Below are 19,398 nucleotides of genomic sequence, written 5' to 3' on the forward strand. Positions count from 1 at the left end.
AATATTTAAGCGTATTTTACCCCCACAAGTGAGTAATAATTTAATGAAATTGGTATTGAAGGGAGATAGTTGATGCATGAACCTGAAATCTCACGTTGGACCTTGATTAGAGATATGCTTATTTTTCAAGCTAAGCTAGCGATGGATGCTGTTCGCGACTTGTTGTTAAGCCCGGTATCAATAATATGTGGTCTTATAGACATCTTTAAAGGCCACTCTATTTCGAAAAGCTATTTTCATCGGTTAATGGCTTTAGGTCAGAAAAGTGATACCTGGCTAAATTTGTTTGGTAACCCTATTGATAAGAAAAACAATGAATAAGCAGGCTGAAAATTTAAACGTCACCGGAAGTAATTCAGCGAAGGTTGAGGTAAATGTTGACCAATTATTTTCCCACGTTGAATGCTTATTAAAAGATCAGCACGGCAAAGGCGGTTTAACGGCTTCAGCTAAAGCGACAATCGATCGTTACCTAAATAAAATCGTGGCAAATAAAGACTCACAAAAATCGCCGGACGAGTAAAGTCATCTCATCATTAAATACCGAGCAAGCACTACTTTCGTCTTATAAAAATGACATAATTACCCGCTGAAATATCGGTCTATTTAGGGGTGTTTTTTTGATAACCAGCCATTAATGTTTGCCAGTTTTGTTCAGTAAAATAAAACTGCGCTAGCTTATTTAATTCTTTTAAGAATGAACGCTGTAAACGCGCCATATTGGCTTGTTTCCAATGAGTATTCACTGGGTTGGTGCGTAATTCCCCACGATCAAAATCGATTAAAAATACCTGTTCTTTATCATCGAGTAAAATATTATGGCTATTTAAGTCATGGTGATAAATACCGTGATGGTGAAAACGTTTAATGGTAGCGCCAATACGTTGCCAAACCTCATCAGTTAAAGGCTTTTTCGTTAATATTGCCACTAAATCTTCTGCGTGTTGAATTCGGCTTGATAATAAGTCGGCTTGGTAAGTTAAACCATGGTGAATAACACGATAGGCAATAGGCTCAGGAGAGGGAAGTTGTAGGGTTTGCATATGACGCAGCAGGGCAAATTCCGCCGCCGCACGGGTATTCTTTAAGCCGTTGAACCAGTAGGAGTCTCTAATGATTTTACCGATTAATCCACCACGATAATAATGACGTAAGACCCAATCATGTTGGCGATTATTTTGATCATGATAAGCAACAAACCAAGTGGTACCACGACCTTGTGCAGAACCCGTGACAGCTCCTGCTTTCTGCCAGTAGCTAGGGTTGAGCATCTCGACAGTGAAATTAGTAATCAGGGTGTTGTTGAAAAAACAAGTCGCCTTATCTTGTTCAAGTTTAGAGAATTGTTCGCTATTTATCGCTTGGCTCAAGAGTTATCTCCTAATGACTTAGTCTCAACCGGGTGCGTGACTAGTAGGTTTTGTACATACGCTAAAGTTTTATCACTGGCGCCTTGATTTGCGAGTACCACTTTTAATGCCTTTGCTCCGCGCGCTTTTTGCTGTTCTGGCTGTTGTAATAATTGCCTCACTTCATTGGCTAATTGTTTGCTAGAAGGGTTAGTCTCAGTATTATTGGAGAGTTCAATAATGGCATCTGCTTGTCTTAGTTGTTGCATTATTTCGTTGAAATTACTCATGTTGTGACCAACGATGACGGGCTTATTAAATAACGCCGGCTCTAGCGGGTTATGGCCACCAACCTCACTAAAGCTACCACCCATAGTAACAATGTCACTTAAGGCAAAGGCCGCCATTAATTCGCCAAGGCTGTCGAGTAACCATACTTGTTTATCAGTTATCACAGTATTCTCACTACGTTTGGCCAATGACAAGCCTTGCTCGAGGCAAAGTTTGGCGACGTGCTCAAAACGCTCAGGGTGTCGCGGTACGAGTACTAATAATAATTGTGGATACTGTGGTAATAATTCTTTAAAAGCGGCCAAGGCAATTGTCTCGTCGCCTTCATGGGTGCTAGCGATTAACCAGACAGTTCTTTTAGCCTGATTATCATCTGCAAAAAGTAATTTGGCTAACTCAGCCTTTTTTATCATGACTTGTTGGTTGATGCTTATATCAAATTTTAAGTTACCACTATTAACACAGCGGCTTGCTGGTGCGCCTAGTTGTATGAAGTGGCCTAAGTTTTCTTGGCTTTGGGTAAGGATTTTATCGAAGCGGTTTAGGCAGGGCTTAATAAGCGGGCCAATTTTTTGATAGCTGACTAAAGACTTTTTAGATAAGCGAGCATTAATCAATACTAGTTTAATGCCTTGATTTGAGCATTGTGAAATTAAATTTGGCCATAATTCGGTTTCCATAAAGATCATCATTTTAGGTTTTAGTCGCTGTAAAAATAGTGCCGTACAGGGAAATAAATCTAGCGGCAGGTAGCCATGTTGCACGCGTTCGCCAAATAACTTAGTAATTTGTGCTGAGCCTGTGGGAGTAAAGGCAGTAATGGTAATGGGTAAGTTGGGGTAGGTGAGTAATAACTTTTCAATAAAACTTTTGAGGGCGATAACTTCGCCAACACTGGCAGCATGCACAACGATGCCACCTTGTTGATAAGGCTTTGGAAATAGGCCGAAGCGTTCTAGCAACCTTTGACGGTAGGCTTTATTGTTTTTAGAGCGAACCAGTAATAATATCAACACTACGGGCAGTAAAAGTACTAATAAAATACGGTAAATTAGTAAGAAAATCATATCGGTGAATATTGCTCTATAATAAATTTATCGGTAGATTATACCAAAGGGTTTCCAAATAAGCGTTAGCAATTATGATAGTAAAAAGCATGCAGAAAAAATTAATGAAAATCACCGCACTTTGTCAAGTAAAGCACCTTGCTTATCTATGTCTCTTGTCTGTTTATAGCATACCAATGTCTGTTGATGCACAGAACTCTTTCTTCAAAGATAACCCGCAAGTAAAAGCGCCAGCTAAACCAACCAAAATTGATCCCGCTCTGCAATACCAAGTAAAATTTAAAGCACGGCCAGAACATGACTTTCTCCTAACGGCAGACTATCGATTTTTGCCGAATAAAGCCTCAGCTAAAAATATGCCCGGTGTCATTGTTTTACATGACTGTCAAAGTGACCGGACAAAATATAATAACTTATCGATAAGCATTGCCGAGCAAGGTTTACATACCTTATCACTCGATTTTCGCGGTTATGGCAGTAGTGTTGCTCAGGGGTATTCGGCATTAGCTGTGAAACAGAATGCTACTGATTTTATGAGTTACCAAACTGAAGTTGCCGTTTTAATGTCATATTGGTCTGATGATTTATTGGCTGCTTATCAATATTTGCGAGCTAAAGTTGATAAAAACCAGGGGATATCTATTGTCGCGAGTGGTTGTGCAAGCGCTTATGCTGTTGGCTTAGCAGAAAAAGTACATTTAAATTCCATGGTGTTAATCACCCCTGATATGTCATATGCGGATAAAGAACGTTATAAAAACTTGGTCGATATCCAAAGTTATTTTATTAGCTCTGCTCAGGATGCTATGAGTTATGCTACCGCTCAGGAGCTCTTTACTTGGAATGGTGCTAGGCATTCAAAATTACAAGTGTACAAAGGCGGTCGGCTAAATTATCAGGTCATTAGGGGCAATAAATATTTGGTTAATGATATCGCCCAGTGGTTGAAATTTACGCTGCGCTAAAGCAAGGGCCAAGGTTTAAATAAGCCTTGGTAGGGCGAAATGGTAGGGCTAACGCTCAAAGATGGTATCAAGAATAATAGCAGAGTTGGTTCTTTCTACACCTTCCGTTGAGCAGAGCATATTGAGTACCTCACTCAGTTTTTCTAATGTGCTAGTTTGTATGATAACCAACAAGTCATATTCCCCACTGATAGAATGGATATGACTAATTTGATGGACTTTCCTTAAGGCGATGCAAATGGTCTTTCGTAAGTTTGGCTTTACTTTTAATGACACGTTAGAAGAAATTAAACCACTGCTATAGGCGCTGCCAAGCACTACGCTGTAGCCTTTAATAACATTATTATTTTCAAGCTTATTGAGTCGATTTTGTATCGCGGTTCTAGAAACACCTGTTGCTCTGGCGATATCTGACACACTGGCTCTAGCATTTAGTCGTAATATTGACAGTAATTCTTCGTCTTTTTCGGTTAACAAACTACACTCCCCTTTAATGAATATACTCAAACTACATGCACAATACCGTTAATAACTTACACTTTGATAGGTAAGGGTGTCAATTTTACTATAAAAAAGGTCATATCATCAAGTAATGTCACTTATATTGTAGTAGCCACTGAGTTGATAATATCTTTATTAAACCACAATAATTATTTAAGGAATTTACATGACTGATTCTGCATCAACGAAAGATTTTTACTCGCATTTAACCGCACAAATAGAGCAAGTAAAAGAAGATGGCTTATACAAGGCGGAACGTATTATTACTACAGCACAGCAAGCAAAAATTGCTGTTGCCAGTGGTGAGCAAGTAATTAACTTTTGTGCCAATAACTATTTAGGTTTAGCCAATCACCCTGAATTAATCGCTGCAGCCAAAACAGGTTTAGATGAGCATGGTTTTGGTATGGCGTCAGTACGCTTTATTTGTGGTACACAAGATATTCATAAAACGTTAGAGCAAGGCATCAGTAAATTTCTAGGTATGGAAGATACCATTTTGTATTCTTCTTGCTTTGATGCCAACGGCGGTTTATTTGAAACATTATTAGGCCCTGATGACGCTATTATTAGTGATGCTTTGAACCATGCTTCTATTATAGATGGTGTGCGTTTATGTAAAGCTAAGCGTTTCCGTTATGCCAACAATGACATGGCTGCACTAGAGCAAAGTTTAATTGAAGCTGATGCTGCAGGCGCGCGCTTCAAGTTAATTGCTACTGATGGTGTTTTCTCAATGGATGGTGTAATTGCCAACTTAAAAGGTGTTTGTGATTTAGCTGATAAGTACAATGCTATGGTAATGGTTGATGATTCTCATGCGGTAGGCTTTGTTGGTGAAGAAGGTCGTGGTAGCCATGAGTACTGCGACGTGATGGGTCGTGTCGATATCATCACCGGTACTTTAGGTAAAGCCATGGGTGGCGCTTCAGGTGGTTTTACCGCAGCGAAAAAAGAAGTCGTTGAATGGTTACGCCAGCGCTCTCGTCCTTACTTATTTTCAAATTCACTAGCACCAGCGATTGTTAATGCCTCATTGAAAGTACTTGAACTATTAGCTGAAGGTGGCGAGCTACGTAAAACACTCAAAGATAATGCCGCTTATTTCCGTAAAAGTATGGAAGCCGCTGGTTTTACTTGTGCCGGTGCAGACCATGCGATTGTACCCGTTATGTTAGGCGATGCTAAAGTGGCGAGTGCCATGGCTGAGCGTTTATTAGCTGAAGGTATTTATGTTATCGGTTTTTCTTTCCCTGTGGTACCAAAAGGGCAAGCTAGAATTCGTACTCAAATTTCGGCTGCACACTCTAAAGCACAGCTAGACCATGCGATTGAAGCCTTTACCCGTATCGGTAAAGAGATGGCTATTATCTAATAGAGAATCTAATAGAAATCCTAATAAAAAGCCTTAGACAAAGTGGCTCATAATAGTTGCTTAATTAAAGCAGCTCATTAGCAATGCCTTATGACTACTGTATGGCCGGTTTTCGAATCAAAACTGACCGGCTATACCGCTTATAACAAGTTGAATATCACTAAGATAGAGAGCGATAATGAAATCATTAAGTAAATTAAAAGCAGAGCCGGGCATCTGGCTAACAAACACAGCAAAGCCAAAACCAGGTCATAACGATCTGCTGATAAAAATCAAAAAAACCGCGATTTGTGGTACGGATATCCATATTTACAATTGGGATGAATGGGCACAAAAAACGATCCCTACCCCTATGGTAGTTGGTCATGAATATGCGGGTGAAGTAGTAGGTATTGGCCAAGAAGTAAAAGGCTTTAATATTGGTGACCGAGTTTCTGGTGAAGGTCATATCACTTGTGGTCATTGTCGTAACTGTCGTGGTGGCAAAACGCATTTATGTCGTAATACGGTTGGAGTTGGTGTTGATCGTGAAGGTTCGTTTGCCGAATATCTAGTGATTCCAGCGTTCAATGCGTTTAAGTTACCCGATGAAATTTCAGATGATTTAGCGGCTATCTTCGACCCTTTTGGTAATGCTGTTCATACTGCCTTGTCATTTGATTTGGTTGGTGAAGATGTCTTAATCACCGGTGCAGGACCTATTGGTATTATGGCGGCGGCAGTTGCTAAACATGTTGGTGCTCGCCATGTCGTTATCACAGACATTAATGAATATCGCCTTGATCTAGCCAGAAAAATGGGTGCTACTCGTGCGGTAAATGTCAGTACAGAAAAACTAGAAGATGTCATGAAAGAGTTAGGCATGAATGAAGGTTTTGATGTTGGCATGGAAATGTCAGGTGTGCCAATGGCGTTTACCTCCATGTTAGAAAATATGAATAATGGCGGGAAAATCGCCATGTTAGGCATTCCTGGTGGCGAAATGGCCATTGATTGGAGCCAAGTTATTTTTAAAGGTTTAACCATTAAAGGTATTTATGGCCGTGAAATGTTTGAGACCTGGTACAAGATGGCAAGCTTGATTCAATCGGGTTTAGATTTATCGCCAATTATCACTCATCATTTCAATATTGATGACTTCCAACAAGGCTTTGATATGATGCGCTCAGGTCAATCGGGCAAGGTCATTTTAGATTGGACTTAAATTCGGTAGAATAACGGTGATGAAACGCTAGCTACTAGCTAGCGTTTCGATTAAAAGCTAAACTTAACGCTACAGTTAACGTAGAATAATATAAAAATGACTGTCATCACGACAGTCATTTATTGAGGAATAAATAGTGTCAGAGAATAATTTCAAACATATGTCAGTCAGTGAGCTACAAGCAGTTATGGCGGATAAATCACATGTTGTTGTCGATATTCGAGATGAAAATTCCTTTGCCAATGGTCGCATTACTGACGCGATTAATTTAACTAATGAATCGATGGCTGATTTTTTACGTGCCGCAGATCTGGATGCACCGTTAGTTGTTTGTTGTTATCACGGTATCTCAAGTCAACAAGCGGCACAATTTCTAATTAGCCAAGACTTTACCGACGTCTACTCTCTTGACGGCGGTTTTACTCAATGGCAAACTCAATTTCCTGATAATATTGAGCGATAGTTACTGATGACAAGTGAGTCTGCACAAAATACAGATGCTTTACAGCCACTCGTTCAACTGAAAGATCATAATATTGCCTTATTGTTCAGTAATTACTTACAATCTTTGGGTATCCAAGCACAGCTTAAATCTCACCCCGAGCAAGGTTATGTTATCTTCTGTCCAGCAGATAAGATCGCTCAAGGCAAAGTAGAGTTTGATGCCTTTATTTTGCAACCCTATGCCGATAAATATCAACAAGCGGCTTGGGATAGAGGTGAAACAGTCACCTTAAATGCCGATGACTTCAGTTTGTTAAAAAGCTTCAAAGAAAGTTTTTTAGCCCATGCGGGTATGGTAACTCTATTGGTTTTTAGTCTTTGTTGGCTAGTTTTTCTTGGCAGTGAACTTGGCTGGGCACAAACAATTTTCAATAGCTTACAGTTTTATCCGCAACTATCACTTGATGCTTTTTTAGCAGAGCCGCTACGTTTAATTGGTCCGGCATTTTTTCATTTTTCTTGGCTGCATATTGTTTTTAATACCATGTGGTGGTGGCAATTGGGCGGCAGCATTGAAAAAACCTTAGGAAAAGCGACGCTAATAAATATACTACTGATCTCGGCGATTGTTTCTAATCTAGGACAGTACTTAGTTTCAGGGTCCAATTTTGGTGGTTTATCTGGCGTGGTGTATGCGCTAGTCGGTTTTGTTTGGTGGTTTGGTTATTTAGCACCAGAGCGAGGTTTGACACTTTCTAAGCCATTGGTTGGCTTTCTGCTTTTTTGGTTAGTACTTGGTTTTGTTGATTTATTACCGGTAAATGTAGCTAATACCGCGCATTTGTTGGGTTTACTCTCCGGCTGTTTTTTAGCGTTGTTTACCGTAAAGGTCATCGGCACAACCCCTAAAAAGTAACGCTTCCACAAGGGCTTTAGGGGTGATTAGCTAAGTCTTAGGTCATTGACCTCAACGCTGATATCGCCAAAACTATCAATATTGAGACGAATAAATAAACTTATAGCATAGGTGTTTATGCTATGTGGTTGATAATAAATAAGTACTTATAAAAACTAACATTCATTATCCAGAGTTGAGGTTAATTAGTTATCTAACCATTGGGTAAAGAGTAATTTTTTAATCAAGGGATGGCCAGTCTCTTTAATAAGTAACTCTTTTACTTGCTCTTCACATTGCAGCTGGATCTCAGCTCGGCCTTTCATCGACTTTATTTTAGCTTCATTTTGTTGGCCAATAATATTGATAATAGCATCGCGTAATAACGGTGCATGGTGCTCAACTATGGTTAAATCATCACCAGCCACCATTAACTCCACCGTTAAGCGCACATAACCCATTTTCTTTTTCACCGCGACATAGTTAGTGACGATATCAGGCTCAAACCCGTAGTAAGCATAATCGCTAGCTTTGGCTTGAGGCGCATTCGTGCTTAAAGTGAGTAGAACAACAAAGAGGAATAGATACTTAAACATAAGATAACAGTCGCTTGAGAGTGGTGAAACTTAACCTTATGATAACCTTATTTTGGTCTTTTACCTGATTATTTTTTACAAAATTACGATTTTTTTATCACCTTGATTGAGATAAATGAGTTTACCTTTCAGGTCTGCTACTATAGCGACGATTCTAACTATCGATTATTCTATCAAGCAGATTTATGAAGCAGAAAACTGTGAACTCACCGCTAACTTTTCCTGTCGCCTTCCCTATAACGTTAGCGGGGCAGTGGCAGTCACCTGATGATGAAGGCTTATCTCTGCTGTCCGCGCGACTTACCAGTTGGTTGCTCGATGAAGGTTCACTAACCGCACGTTTGAAAAGCCACTGTACCAACTTTCGCGTGAAAGTAGTCGGTGAGCAGCAACAGTTATGTTCAGCCCAAGAGGCTTGTAACATTATTAAAGTAGGGGAGCCTATTTTAGTGCGTGAAGTCATTTTATATTGCGATAATATCCCACAAGTATTTGCCCGTAGCTTATTACCTTTAGCAACCTTAACCGGTAAAGAACAAGCACTCGCTAATTTAGGTGAGCAACCCTTAGGGCAAGTGCTGTTTAATAACCCGTCATTACAACGCCAACGGTTAGAGCTGTCTTCTTTTGGCTGTGATTCTAGTGTTGCCGCTTTAGCCGCGCAATTAACGGATTTACCTACACAAGAACTGTGGGGGCGTCGCTCTATCTTTATCTTGGAGAATAAACCCTTGATGGTCGCTGAGGTGTTTTTACCTAATGCGTTTGCGTATCAATAAGCGCTGAGGCCGTATGAATTCAATCAAGACCTTGATAAAGCCCTATTAAAAAAACTTAAAAGACACCGATAAATGCTGAAAAAAATTCAAAAAAAATGGTTAGCGATTAAATTAATTACCCGTATGGATAAGCCCATTGGTACTTATCTACTGTTGTGGCCAACGTATTGGGCGCTGTGGATTGCTAGCGATGGTTGGCCAAGCCTGCACATGCTGTTGGTGTTTAGTCTCGGGGTATTTATTATGCGTAGTGCGGGTTGTGTCATTAATGATTACGCCGACAGAAAAATAGATGGCCAGGTTGAGCGCACTAAAAATAGACCTTTGGTTAATGGCATGATGACCGCTACCGAGGCGATTAATTTATTTGGTCTGTTAATTGGTATGGCGCTGGGTTTAGTGCTGACCCTGAGCTGGCCGACTATCTATTTATCTATTGTAGCGTTATTTTTAGCGGCGATTTATCCGTTTATGAAACGTTATACCCAACTGCCACAAGTCGTTTTAGGGGCTGCCTTTAGTTGGGGCATGATCATGGCATTTTCAGAAGCACAAGGGCAGATACCACTCGTTGCTTGGTTACTATTTTTTGCTAACCTATGTTGGACCGTTGCTTACGATACAATGTATGCCATGGTTGATAGAGAGGATGATCTAAAAATAGGGGTGAAATCTACCGCGATTTTATTTGCTGAAAATGATAAGCGTATTGTTGGTTTTTTACAATTAATGACCCTCGCTTTATTATGGACGGTTGGCGATATACTGGCCTTTGGTTGGCCCTATCAGCTCTCTCTTATTGTTGCGGCGGGCCTGTTTAGCTATCAACAGCTACTGATCGTGAATAGAGAGCCTAAAGCCTGTTTCCAAGCCTTCTTGCATAATCATTGGGTCGGGTTAGTTGTTTTTGTTGGTATAACGATTGAGTATTTATAATCATCAATACTTTGGTTTAAGCTCCTTAGTTTAAGCTCATTAGATAATCGTCAAAGGTTGCTGGGGCTCTCAACCCCTTAGTATCGATAATAACTAAGCTTGAAGTCGTTGTGCTTAACAACGGCTTCACTATGCCCCATTTCGACAAAAGCCCCTCGCGCCAAAAAAAGTAATTTTTTTAAGTTAGTGAACATACTCTCACCTTCCTTAGTTCCTGCCTACTCTAGCTAATAGTTAACCCGTAAGCTAATTCATTAATTTCCCAGTTTTGACCACTCATCTTACTGTATATCTTGGTTTTTTTAACGGTTAGTGTTAATTATAGTACTACCAATGGTGTGAATTTCAATCACTGAAAAGTTAGCAATATTAACTAAGAGAGTGACTAGCGAGTTAACGACTACTACTTATGTCTAGTTGCATTGTTTAATAAAAGCACAGTACAACTAGTTATACCTTTTGGTATTAGCTCCATGGAATCTGTACACCATTTATAAAAATAATTAATGACAATCAGTTAAGGGAAACAACAGATGAACAAATCAATGTTTTTAAAGGCGGCTTTAGTCGTTTCGATTGGAATATCCTCGCTAGGGCTCTCTGCCCTAGCTCATGCAGATGATGAGAAAAAATATCGTTGGCGTTTAGCAGAAACCTGGGGGCCTAACTTTCCTATTTTTGGCGATACCACGAAAAATATGGCCAAAATGGTCAAAGAAATGTCCAATGGCCGATTAACCATTCGCATTGATTCATCTAATAAGCATAAGTCAGCTTTAGGTATTTTTGACTTTGTGAAGAGCGGCCAATATCAAATGGGTCATTCTGCCTCTTATTATTGGAAAGGAAAAAACTTTAATACCATGTTTTTTACTACCGTACCTTTTGGCATGATAGCGTCTGAGCAACATGCTTGGTTCTATTACGGTGGCGGTATGGAGTTAATGAAAAAAGTTTACGATCAGTATGGCATTTTGTCATACCCTGGCGGTAATACCGGTAACCAAATGGGCGGTTGGTTTAAAAAAGAGATTAATAGCATTGAAGACTTGAAAGGGCTGAAAATGCGTATCCCTGGTTTTGCCGGTGAAGTATTAGCAAAATTAGGTGCTAAGCCAACCAATATACCATCGGGTGAGTTATACACAGCACTAGAGCGCAATACCATTGATGCGTTAGAGTGGGTTGGACCCTCATTAGATTTACGTATGGGTTTTCATAAAATCGCACCATACTACTATACTGGTTGGCATGAGCCAGGTACTGAGTTGCAATTTATGGTTAATGAAAAAGCTTATAATTCATTGCCTAAAGATTTACAAAAAATCTTAACCGTGGCGATGAAAGCCGCAGCCTATGACATGTATGCACAATCTATGCATGCCAGTGGTGTAAATTTAGCGACCTTGAAAAAAGATTACCCTAACGTAAAAATGCGTTCTTTTCCTAAAAGTGTGATGAATGCCATTAAGAAAACCAATGACGAGTTATTAACAGAGTTTGCGGCGAAAGATCCAATGACAGCAGAGATTTTAAAATCATTAAATGATTATAAACATCAGGTGCGTGCTTGGACTAATTTGTCTGATCGGGCTTATCTGGATAACTTTGATAGTAAGTAAGTTATTACTTTATCCCTAGTGGTCACTAAAGCTGTTAGTTCTCGTGAGTTAGCAGCTTTTCTTTTATTATTTTGTTTTTGAATGAAAAATTGAGCCTTAACATGAATACTAGCTTGAAAATTATCGGTAAAATTATCGATGCTTTAGGTAATCTTTGCAGCCTATTGATGGTGCTGATGATTGCCAATGTGTTTTATGACGTCATCATGCGTTATTTTTTTAATGACGTCAGTATCGGCATGCAAGAGTTAGAGTGGCATTTATTTGCTGCTATGTTTATGTTTGGTATCGCCTATACCTTAAAGGAAGATGCTCATGTACGTGTCGATATTTTTTACGATGCTATGTCAGCGAAAAAACAGGCCGTTATTAATATTTTTGGTTCACTATTTTTCGCTTTGCCGATCACTTTACTGATACTCTATTTTAGCTATGACTACACTTTTGAAGCCTATCAAATGGGCGAAGGCAGTGCCGATCCCGGTGGTTTACCGCACCGTTGGATTGTCCGTAGTGTTATTCCTGTATCGTCAATTTTTCTGGTCTTAGCTATTATTCATGTGCTGCTCAGCAATATTCAAGTATTAACCAATGAAGATGTAAGCAATCCGCCTAGCGAAGAAGGAGCAGCATAATGACGGGTATCGTACTTTTTGCTATCGCTTTGATTTGTTTGTTTTTAGGCTATTCCGTTGCTTTTACCTTTGCTGGCGTATCATTGATTGTCGGTGTTGCCGTGCTTGGCGTAGATCTGTTTGCTTTTATGCCTTATCGCATTATGGCAATTATGGAAAACACCATTTTAATGGCTGTGCCTATGTTTATTTTTATGGGCATAGTTTTACAAAAAACCGGTTTGGCCGAACGCCTGTTAGAATCATCCGCTAAACTTTTTGGTGGTATTGCCGGCGGTGTGGCGGTTTCAACGATTATTGTTGGTGCTTTATTGGCCGCATCAACCGGCGTAGTTGGCGCTAGTGTCGTTGCCATGGGCGTTATTTCATTACCTGTTATGTTGAAAAATAATTACCATCAACCGACAGCGGCGGGTGTTATTTGTGCCTCGGGCACCTTAGGGCAAATTATTCCCCCTTCTATCATCTTAATTATTTTAGGAGATGTGATGGGTGTGCCTGTGGGGGACTTATTCCGTGCTGCGGTGATACCGGGTATGTTATTAGTGATTTTTTATACGGTTTATATTTTAATTTTAGGTAAGATCAAACCCGAGTTAATGCCTCCTCTTGTGGTTACCGAGAGTAAACGTGAGTTACTAGTACAAGCGCTAAAAGATATAGTGCCACCGTTAGTACTCATTCTGTCCGTACTTGGCTCTATATTTGCCGGTATTGCCACACCAACAGAATCATCGGCTATTGGCGCTGTCGGTGCGATAGTATTATCACTTTTGTATGGCAGTTTTTCGTTTGCAAAAATGCATGAAGTGTCCAAAGAAACGGTGAAAGTCACCTCTATGGTATTTGCTGTACTTATCGGCGCGACAGCATTTTCCATGGTATTTAGCTACTCAGGCAGTGAATATTTGATAGAAGACTTCTTTATGGAGCTATCGGGCGGTAAATGGACTTTCATTATTTTAGCCATGTTGGCTATTCTTATTTTAGGTTTCTTTATCGATTTTATTGAAATTGCTTTTTTAGTGGTGCCTATTTTGTTACCGGTAGCCATTGCCTTAGATATTAATTTAGTTTGGTTTGCCATTTTAATTTCAATGAACTTACAGACCTCATTTTTAACGCCTCCCTTTGGTTTTAGCTTGTTTTATTTAAAAGGCGTCGCGCCTAAGTGGATGAAAACTACTACCATTTATAAAGGTGTAATACCCTTTATTTTAATGCAAATAATGGTGTTGTTATTGGTGATACTATTTCCTGAGTATTTGATTATTTCTTAATGCTTTAAAGAGATAAATGAATTATGTCTTTGATAGTCCTTGATATTTTTTGAGGGCTTTATCTTTCGATGACAACCGGTTGGCACAGGTTTTGAATTTAATTTAATTACTCTGCTGCTGTAGCAAAGTCAGTAATATCTTAGTTGCTGTTTTTATTGATTTTTATTGGTTTTTCTTGCGTGGTCATTTTGTGCTCTATATTGAAAAATTGCTAATGTTGATATATATTTTATATATCCTTTATCATTTTGTGAGCAGCTTATATGTTCTTAGCGCTATGCAGAAATTGGCTAGGTTTTTCTCTGTTTGTCTTTGCTTCTTATGTTATGGCAAACGAGACTGGCAATGATAAATTGCAATTTAGTGGTTTTGCTACTTTAGGTGCAGTTATATCTGATTCTGATCATCATGGTTACCGAAAAAATGTTGGCTCGGACGATGCTGTGTATTCAGGCGAGGTTGATTTTAAGCAGCATTCCTTACTCGGTTTGCAAGCCAACTGGAATATTTCGCCAAGTTTTGATGCCGTATATCAAGGTGTGCTCAGAGATTTACCAGAGCCTTCATTTGATAGATATACAACGCTGGCTTTTTTACGTTATGAAGTGAATACCCATTGGAGTGTTCGACTTGGCCGAACAGCACCGGATCTTTTTTTACTGACCGAATACCGTGATGTTGATTTTTCTTATGTCTGGGCAACGGCACCCAATGAAGTTTACGGCATTATCCCTTATAGAAGTATTGATGGCCTTGATGTTACCTATCAACAAAGGGGTTTAGGCGGGGTTTTCAAAACCAAGGTCTTTACTGGTTTTAGTGAGGCAGAAATTTCTGCAAATTCAGTGATTGAAAAAATAAAGATTGACGATATTATTGGCATCTCGCTATCGTTTGATCATTTTAACTGGATAGTTCACGCCAAACATACCCAAGTTAATGTGGCTAATGAACCGAAAAACAACACTTTATTAGCCGCTACTATTAGTCAAATACCCGATTTTTTATGGCTAAACGCCGCTGATTTTTCTCAGTCAATACTAATGACAGGGCAAAAAGTAAACTATTCCTCAATCAGTGGTCAATATCAGTGGCAACATTGGTTAGCCTCAGCAGAGTTATCACGTATAGCTTCAGACAGTGAGGTAATACCTCAAATCATCAGTGGTTATGCTGCTTTGTCTTACCAATTTAATGCCCATCAATTTTATGGTGTTTATGCTTTTACTGATTCCAATAATTATATTTTTGATGAACCCGGTGTTAATGAAGTCGCGTTAGAAGAACTTATTCATGGCACTACGACCCTGATGAATTTCTATGCAACAAACCAGCAAACAATATCGTTAGGTTGGCGTTGGGATATAGCGAGCTATATGGCCTCATCGTTACAATGGAACTATACCCGCATAGATGAGGGTGGTGGTACCTTGTGGCTTAATGAAGGCGCTCACCATAACGTAGCCGAAGACATTAATACCTTCTTACTAACGCTGAGTATGGTTTTCTAATGGCTAAATTTAATCAAACTATCGCTATACTAATACTGGTACTTGTTGGTGCTTCAGCTCAGGCACAAGAGCCTCTTGCTGTGGTGGTCAATAAGGCGAACCCTATTGATGAATTATCTCGCTCTGAACTTATCGACTTGTTTATGGGCAAATATGTAGCCTTTCCTAATGATGACAAAGCGATACCTGTTGAACTTAACGGTGAGCATGAAGTTAAAATTGAATTCTATCAAAACTTAGTTGGCATGCCTTTATCGCGTGTAAATGCTTATTGGTCAAGACTGCGCTTTACGGGTAGAAAACGTGCGGCGGTATTTAAGCCAAATGAAGAAGAGTTAATTGCTTTTATCATAGCGAATGAACAAGCGATTGGTTATGTGCCTCAATCACTTATAACAGAAGATTTAAAGGTTGTTTATATATTAAATGAATAAATCGGGCTTAGTTATTAGATTAGCGGTAGTTATTATTTTTACAGCAGTTATTGTTGGGCTTATTACTACCCAGATTTTCTATCGTTTTACTTTTCTTAATGAGCAAGCTCTTGGCGAGCAAAGTATTAAGCAACTGTATAACACTGTTTCCCCGACAGCCTCTATTGCCAGTTATTTGGGTGATGAAGAGCTTGCCAAAGAAGTCATTAATGGTCTGATTAGTAACGATCTTATCACCGCTGCCGCCATTAAAACTGATGTGCTTATGGTGAAAAGTGATAACTATCGACCATCGACAGCGACACTTGAGTTTACCTTGTTTTCTCCTTTTCAAAAAGAAAGGAGTGTCGGGGTACTTTTTGTCAAACCAAATGAAAAACACCTCGTAGACAGAGCCAATAAAATTAGTGCTACCAATGCTTTTGTGGTCGCCATTGAAGCATTGATCATTACCCTCATTTCAATTTTAGTGACTTATTATGTTATTACTCGACCCATTTTGAATATTGGTAAAGCACTGCACACCATCAGTCCGGGCACTAATGAGCGAATAAATAAACCTAGCTCTCACCAAAAAAGTGAGATAGGTCAGTTAGCTGATGATGTTAATGATTTATTAACTAAAGCTGAAGAGCAAATGCTTAGAGAAAAAAACCTTAGAAGTGAGGTAGAAGTTTTAGAATCAAGATTTAGAATGTTATTTGAAAATGCCACATCAGCGATAGTATTGGTTGAGCCGCAGGGCGATATCTTGCTTTATAACGAGACTTTTGAACAGCTGATTGAAAAACTTAACCTAACATTGAAAAAGAATTATGGTAATTATTTGCAAGACCTTTTTATTATGAAAAAAGATTTGCATGAACATATCCGCATAGCGTTTTCGAATAATGAATCAGCAGCGATAGAATTAGAATTAATATCATATCAAGACGAAAAATTCTGGGTGCAAGTCGTGGTTACACAACTTATAACCGATGACTTTCAAGAGAATTATCAAATTACTTTACACGATATTTCAAAACGAAAAAAACAAATATCTTTACTCGATCAAAAAGCGAATTATGACGGGCTTACTAACTTATTGAATCGTCATGCGGCCGAGCATCATCTAAAACTGCTTGTCGCGACTAAGGTACCCTTTGCCTTGATCATGATGGACTTGAATGATTTTAAGCCGATAAATGATATTTTTGGCCATGATTCGGGTGATGAGTTATTGATTCATGTCGCCAGTCAGTTAATGAAAAGTTTAAGAAAGGCCGACATTTTATCTCGTTGGGGCGGTGATGAATTTGTTATTGTTTTACCTAATGCCGACAAAGAAGAGGTCAGTAATGTTTGTGAAAAACTCGCTGCACAGTTGAGTAAGCCTCATCATTTATCTCAGCATAATAAGAGTGTTTTTGTCACCGCAAGTATGGGCGTTAGTTTTTATCCCGACGATGAAGCTGAGTTATTAGAACTGATTAGATTGGCGGATAAAGCCATGTATCAGGTAAAAAGAGACAAATCGACGAATCAAGAACTTTATTTAGCCTTTAGTCGTGATATTTCCGACCTAGAAAATAAGAGTAAAAAACCATGATGATTGAAACGGGTAACCAAAGGCGATCTTCAATCACGCTATTTTCAGAGCAAGCACAAGTTCATCGACTTAGATTAACGCTGAAAATATTGCTTACTATTTTTACTCTGCTACTGGTTAGTGAACTGTTTTTTCGGGGCTTTTCATCTTTGGCTCTGGCCATGTCTGCATCGTTGGTCATTTTAGTACTCTTTTTCTTTTGGGTTTCTGCAGATACCAGCAGCGTTATTTCTGGCATGGTGTTATGGACGGTTGCGGTATTTATTACTTACGCGTGTTGGCTAGGCAATGGCATCTTTGATGCCATTGTATTAGCCTTTCCCTGCTTATTAATGCTCGCTATAGTCTTAGCAGGAAAACTGATTTTTATCTCCTTATATGCCTATCTTATATGTGCCTTGTGTTTCTTTGCCTTTGTACATAATCAAAGTTTATTAACGGGGGCCATACTCTTTGAAGGGCTACCTACGTGGGGACGAGTCTTTAGCTATATTATAATGCTGACTTTTTTTTCTGTGGGTGTATTTTTAATCTTTGCGGATATAAGAGCAAGATTCAAAAATATCTTACAAAAAAATGCCTCACTTGAGCTAGCTCTTGAGCAATTAAGGCAGCGTAGCCGCTTTGATCAGTTAACTCAGTTGCCAAATGAAAATGTTTGTAAAATTGATCTTTTACAAACACTGCAACAACAAAAGTCATCAGGTCATATATTGGCTTTCATCACCCTAAATATTGGTAATTTAAACGCAATCAAGATGAATTATAGCCATAGGATTTGTGATGCTGCACTCAAGCTATTAGCAAAAAGACTGGTGTCGTTTGCTAATGACAAAACGATTATTTATCGCTTTCAGCAAAATGAATTTGTGATCTTAAAGCATTCCGTTGATTATCGGGGTATTAGTAAGTTTGCTGAAAAAATGCAGCAAGTTTGCTCGCAAATTTATCATGTTACAGACTTTGATGTTTCACTGCAGCCTGATATTGGTATCGCTCTTGCTCCTTTTGATGGTAGTAGCATGGAAGAGTTACGGCATAACTCACACTTAGCTATGCATGCAAAGGGTGAAGATGCCAAGGCTGACTTTTATTTCTTTGACCAAAAGATGGCTGTGCAAGAGCAAGAAAAACTCCAACTAACCAAAGCGTTAAAAAGTGCCATTGCCAATAATGAATTGATTTTACATTTCCAGCCTAAAGTTGACTTGGTGACCGAACAAATAATTGCTGCTGAGGCTTTAATTCGTTGGATTAGCCCTGAACATGGTTTTGTGCCACCAACGGTATTTATTCCTTTAGCGGAGCAAGCAGGGGTGATAACTGATATTACTCACTGGGTTATTGAACAATCAGTTATCGCGTGTAAACAATGGCACGAACTAGGTTTCAATAAATTATGTATCGCAGTGAACTTATCCGCAGAAGATTTTAAACGCGGTAACCTATTAACACATACCATGAATGCGTTAAGTCACGCTGATTTACCAGCACACTTTTTAGAATTAGAGCTGACTGAGTCAATGTTGATGGATGATATTCATCATATTCAGAAACAGATTAATGAATTACGTGCTTTTGGTATCTCATTTTCTATTGATGACTTTGGCACGGGTTATTCGAATTTAGGTTATTTGACCAAATTTAATGTTAGTACCCTTAAACTTGATCGCTCATTTGTGATGAATATTTGTCACTCCGCTAATGAATTACAAATAGTTAAAGCGATAATTGAAATGAGCAAAAGTTTAGGTATCACCAATGTTGCTGAAGGTGTTGAGGATAAAGAAACGGCAGCTATGCTTGTTAAATTAGGCTGTGAAATGGGGCAGGGTTACTTTTGGTCTAAGCCAATAGCACAGCAAGATTTTATCGCTTTATTGACAGAAAAAAGCGAAGAATTATTAGGCATTACCGTTTAATAGC

20 protein-coding genes are annotated in these 19,398 nt (G+C 39.0%); 16 read left to right on the top strand and 4 right to left on the bottom strand.

Features of this window, described 5'->3' with window-relative positions; translation table 11 throughout:
- Positions 1-72 precede the first annotated feature (72 nt).
- Positions 73-321, top strand: a complete 249-nt coding sequence (locus tag F580_RS25120; protein ID WP_019029678.1) for a hypothetical protein — start codon at positions 73-75, stop codon at positions 319-321.
- Entirely contained in the window at positions 314-523 is a 210-nt protein-coding gene (locus tag F580_RS0120715) for a hypothetical protein (protein ID WP_019029679.1), read from the top strand. Before F580_RS25120 ends, F580_RS0120715 begins: the two co-directional genes overlap by 8 nt.
- A gap of 79 nt (positions 524-602) precedes the next feature.
- Here F580_RS0120715 and F580_RS0120720 read toward each other — a convergent pair whose 3' ends face one another.
- Positions 603-1,370, bottom strand: coding sequence for a 3-deoxy-D-manno-octulosonic acid kinase (locus F580_RS0120720; RefSeq protein WP_019029680.1), 768 nt, complete (start codon positions 1,368-1,370; stop codon positions 603-605).
- Positions 1,367-2,707 (bottom strand): lipid IV(A) 3-deoxy-D-manno-octulosonic acid transferase, encoded by a 1,341-nt coding sequence (waaA, locus tag F580_RS0120725; protein ID WP_019029681.1) that lies wholly within the window; start codon positions 2,705-2,707, stop codon positions 1,367-1,369. The genes F580_RS0120720 and waaA overlap by 4 nt, the downstream gene beginning before the upstream one ends.
- An 89-nt stretch (positions 2,708-2,796) precedes the next feature.
- Here waaA and F580_RS0120730 point away from each other — a divergent pair, with 89 nt between their 5' ends.
- Positions 2,797-3,672, top strand: a complete 876-nt coding sequence (locus F580_RS0120730; protein ID WP_157443200.1) for an alpha/beta hydrolase family protein — start codon at positions 2,797-2,799, stop codon at positions 3,670-3,672.
- A 48-nt stretch (positions 3,673-3,720) separates the two neighbouring features.
- Here F580_RS0120730 and F580_RS0120735 read toward each other — a convergent pair whose 3' ends face one another.
- Positions 3,721-4,149: an Lrp/AsnC family transcriptional regulator gene (locus F580_RS0120735; protein WP_019029683.1), complete on the bottom strand. Its 429-nt coding sequence runs from the start codon at positions 4,147-4,149 to the stop codon at positions 3,721-3,723.
- 190 nt (positions 4,150-4,339) lie between these two features.
- On the opposite strand from F580_RS0120735, the gene F580_RS0120740 reads away from it, so the two are divergent.
- The 4 genes from F580_RS0120740 (at position 4,340) to glpG (ending at position 8,112) form a co-directional block, all read left to right on the top strand.
- Positions 4,340-5,548: a glycine C-acetyltransferase gene (locus F580_RS0120740; protein WP_019029684.1), complete on the top strand. Its 1,209-nt coding sequence runs from the start codon at positions 4,340-4,342 to the stop codon at positions 5,546-5,548.
- Positions 5,549-5,726: 178 nt separating this feature from the next.
- Entirely contained in the window at positions 5,727-6,752 is a 1,026-nt protein-coding gene (gene tdh / locus F580_RS0120745; RefSeq protein WP_019029686.1) for an L-threonine 3-dehydrogenase, read from the top strand.
- A 136-nt stretch (positions 6,753-6,888) separates the two neighbouring features.
- The gene (glpE, locus tag F580_RS0120750; RefSeq protein ID WP_019029687.1) at positions 6,889-7,215 is read left to right on the top strand and encodes a thiosulfate sulfurtransferase GlpE; all 327 of its coding nucleotides are present in this window, start codon (positions 6,889-6,891) and stop codon (positions 7,213-7,215) included.
- Positions 7,216-7,221: 6 nt separating this feature from the next.
- A complete protein-coding gene (gene glpG / locus F580_RS0120755; protein ID WP_019029688.1) occupies positions 7,222-8,112 on the top strand; it encodes a rhomboid family intramembrane serine protease GlpG in 891 nt (296 codons plus the stop codon).
- 185 nt (positions 8,113-8,297) lie between these two features.
- On the opposite strand, the gene F580_RS0120760 is transcribed toward glpG, so the two are convergent.
- Positions 8,298-8,687: a flagellar basal body-associated protein FliL gene (locus tag F580_RS0120760; RefSeq protein ID WP_019029689.1), complete on the bottom strand. Its 390-nt coding sequence runs from the start codon at positions 8,685-8,687 to the stop codon at positions 8,298-8,300.
- 185 nt (positions 8,688-8,872) lie between these two features.
- On the opposite strand from F580_RS0120760, the gene F580_RS0120765 reads away from it, so the two are divergent.
- The 9 genes from F580_RS0120765 to F580_RS0120810 all read left to right on the top strand — a co-directional run bounded on the left by F580_RS0120765 (position 8,873) and on the right by F580_RS0120810 (position 19,394).
- A complete protein-coding gene (locus F580_RS0120765) occupies positions 8,873-9,466 on the top strand; it encodes a chorismate--pyruvate lyase family protein (protein ID WP_019029690.1) in 594 nt (197 codons plus the stop codon).
- A 72-nt stretch (positions 9,467-9,538) separates the two neighbouring features.
- Positions 9,539-10,402, top strand: a complete 864-nt coding sequence (gene ubiA / locus F580_RS0120770; RefSeq protein WP_019029691.1) for a 4-hydroxybenzoate octaprenyltransferase — start codon at positions 9,539-9,541, stop codon at positions 10,400-10,402.
- A 533-nt stretch (positions 10,403-10,935) separates the two neighbouring features.
- A complete protein-coding gene (locus F580_RS0120780) occupies positions 10,936-12,024 on the top strand; it encodes a TRAP transporter substrate-binding protein (protein ID WP_019029693.1) in 1,089 nt (362 codons plus the stop codon).
- A gap of 101 nt (positions 12,025-12,125) precedes the next feature.
- Positions 12,126-12,659, top strand: coding sequence for a TRAP transporter small permease subunit (locus F580_RS0120785; RefSeq protein WP_019029694.1), 534 nt, complete (start codon positions 12,126-12,128; stop codon positions 12,657-12,659).
- A complete protein-coding gene (locus F580_RS0120790; protein WP_019029695.1) occupies positions 12,659-13,939 on the top strand; it encodes a TRAP transporter large permease in 1,281 nt (426 codons plus the stop codon). The genes F580_RS0120785 and F580_RS0120790 overlap by 1 nt, the downstream gene beginning before the upstream one ends.
- A gap of 263 nt (positions 13,940-14,202) precedes the next feature.
- The gene (locus F580_RS0120795; RefSeq protein WP_019029696.1) at positions 14,203-15,450 is read left to right on the top strand and encodes a hypothetical protein; all 1,248 of its coding nucleotides are present in this window, start codon (positions 14,203-14,205) and stop codon (positions 15,448-15,450) included.
- A complete protein-coding gene (locus F580_RS0120800; protein WP_019029697.1) occupies positions 15,450-15,884 on the top strand; it encodes a type 2 periplasmic-binding domain-containing protein in 435 nt (144 codons plus the stop codon). Before F580_RS0120795 ends, F580_RS0120800 begins: the two co-directional genes overlap by 1 nt.
- A complete protein-coding gene (locus F580_RS0120805) occupies positions 15,877-17,472 on the top strand; it encodes a sensor domain-containing diguanylate cyclase (RefSeq protein WP_019029698.1) in 1,596 nt (531 codons plus the stop codon). The genes F580_RS0120800 and F580_RS0120805 overlap by 8 nt, the downstream gene beginning before the upstream one ends.
- Positions 17,469-19,394 carry a putative bifunctional diguanylate cyclase/phosphodiesterase gene (locus F580_RS0120810; RefSeq protein ID WP_019029699.1) on the top strand — a complete coding sequence of 642 codons (1,926 nt, stop codon included), beginning with the start codon at positions 17,469-17,471 and terminating at the stop codon, positions 19,392-19,394. Before F580_RS0120805 ends, F580_RS0120810 begins: the two co-directional genes overlap by 4 nt.
- Positions 19,395-19,398: the final 4 nt, after the last annotated feature.

The sequence above is a fragment of the Colwellia piezophila ATCC BAA-637 genome (genome assembly GCF_000378625.1).
GTDB classification, from domain to species: Bacteria; Pseudomonadota; Gammaproteobacteria; order Enterobacterales; family Alteromonadaceae; genus Colwellia; species Colwellia piezophila.

Bases quoted from the DNA above. Each gene is read 5' to 3' on its own strand.
- F580_RS0120715 (WP_019029679.1), top strand. From the start codon at position 314: ATGAATAAGCAGGCTGAAAATTTAAACGTCACCGGAAGTAATTCAGCG.
- tdh (WP_019029686.1), top strand. From the start codon at position 5,727: ATGAAATCATTAAGTAAATTAAAAGCAGAGCCGGGCATCTGGCTAACA.
- F580_RS25120 (WP_019029678.1), top strand. From the start codon at position 73: ATGCATGAACCTGAAATCTCACGTTGGACCTTGATTAGAGATATGCTT.
- F580_RS0120785 (WP_019029694.1), top strand. From the start codon at position 12,126: ATGAATACTAGCTTGAAAATTATCGGTAAAATTATCGATGCTTTAGGT.
- F580_RS0120810 (WP_019029699.1), top strand. From the start codon at position 17,469: ATGATGATTGAAACGGGTAACCAAAGGCGATCTTCAATCACGCTATTT.
- glpG (WP_019029688.1), top strand. From the start codon at position 7,222: ATGACAAGTGAGTCTGCACAAAATACAGATGCTTTACAGCCACTCGTT.
- F580_RS0120740 (WP_019029684.1), top strand. From the start codon at position 4,340: ATGACTGATTCTGCATCAACGAAAGATTTTTACTCGCATTTAACCGCA.
- F580_RS0120790 (WP_019029695.1), top strand. From the start codon at position 12,659: ATGACGGGTATCGTACTTTTTGCTATCGCTTTGATTTGTTTGTTTTTA.
- F580_RS0120765 (WP_019029690.1), top strand. From the start codon at position 8,873: ATGAAGCAGAAAACTGTGAACTCACCGCTAACTTTTCCTGTCGCCTTC.
- F580_RS0120805 (WP_019029698.1), top strand. From the start codon at position 15,877: ATGAATAAATCGGGCTTAGTTATTAGATTAGCGGTAGTTATTATTTTT.
- ubiA (WP_019029691.1), top strand. From the start codon at position 9,539: ATGCTGAAAAAAATTCAAAAAAAATGGTTAGCGATTAAATTAATTACC.
- waaA (WP_019029681.1), bottom strand. From the start codon at position 2,707: ATGATTTTCTTACTAATTTACCGTATTTTATTAGTACTTTTACTGCCC.
- F580_RS0120795 (WP_019029696.1), top strand. From the start codon at position 14,203: ATGTTCTTAGCGCTATGCAGAAATTGGCTAGGTTTTTCTCTGTTTGTC.
- F580_RS0120780 (WP_019029693.1), top strand. From the start codon at position 10,936: ATGAACAAATCAATGTTTTTAAAGGCGGCTTTAGTCGTTTCGATTGGA.
- F580_RS0120760 (WP_019029689.1), bottom strand. From the start codon at position 8,687: ATGTTTAAGTATCTATTCCTCTTTGTTGTTCTACTCACTTTAAGCACG.
- F580_RS0120800 (WP_019029697.1), top strand. From the start codon at position 15,450: ATGGCTAAATTTAATCAAACTATCGCTATACTAATACTGGTACTTGTT.
- F580_RS0120730 (WP_157443200.1), top strand. From the start codon at position 2,797: ATGCAGAAAAAATTAATGAAAATCACCGCACTTTGTCAAGTAAAGCAC.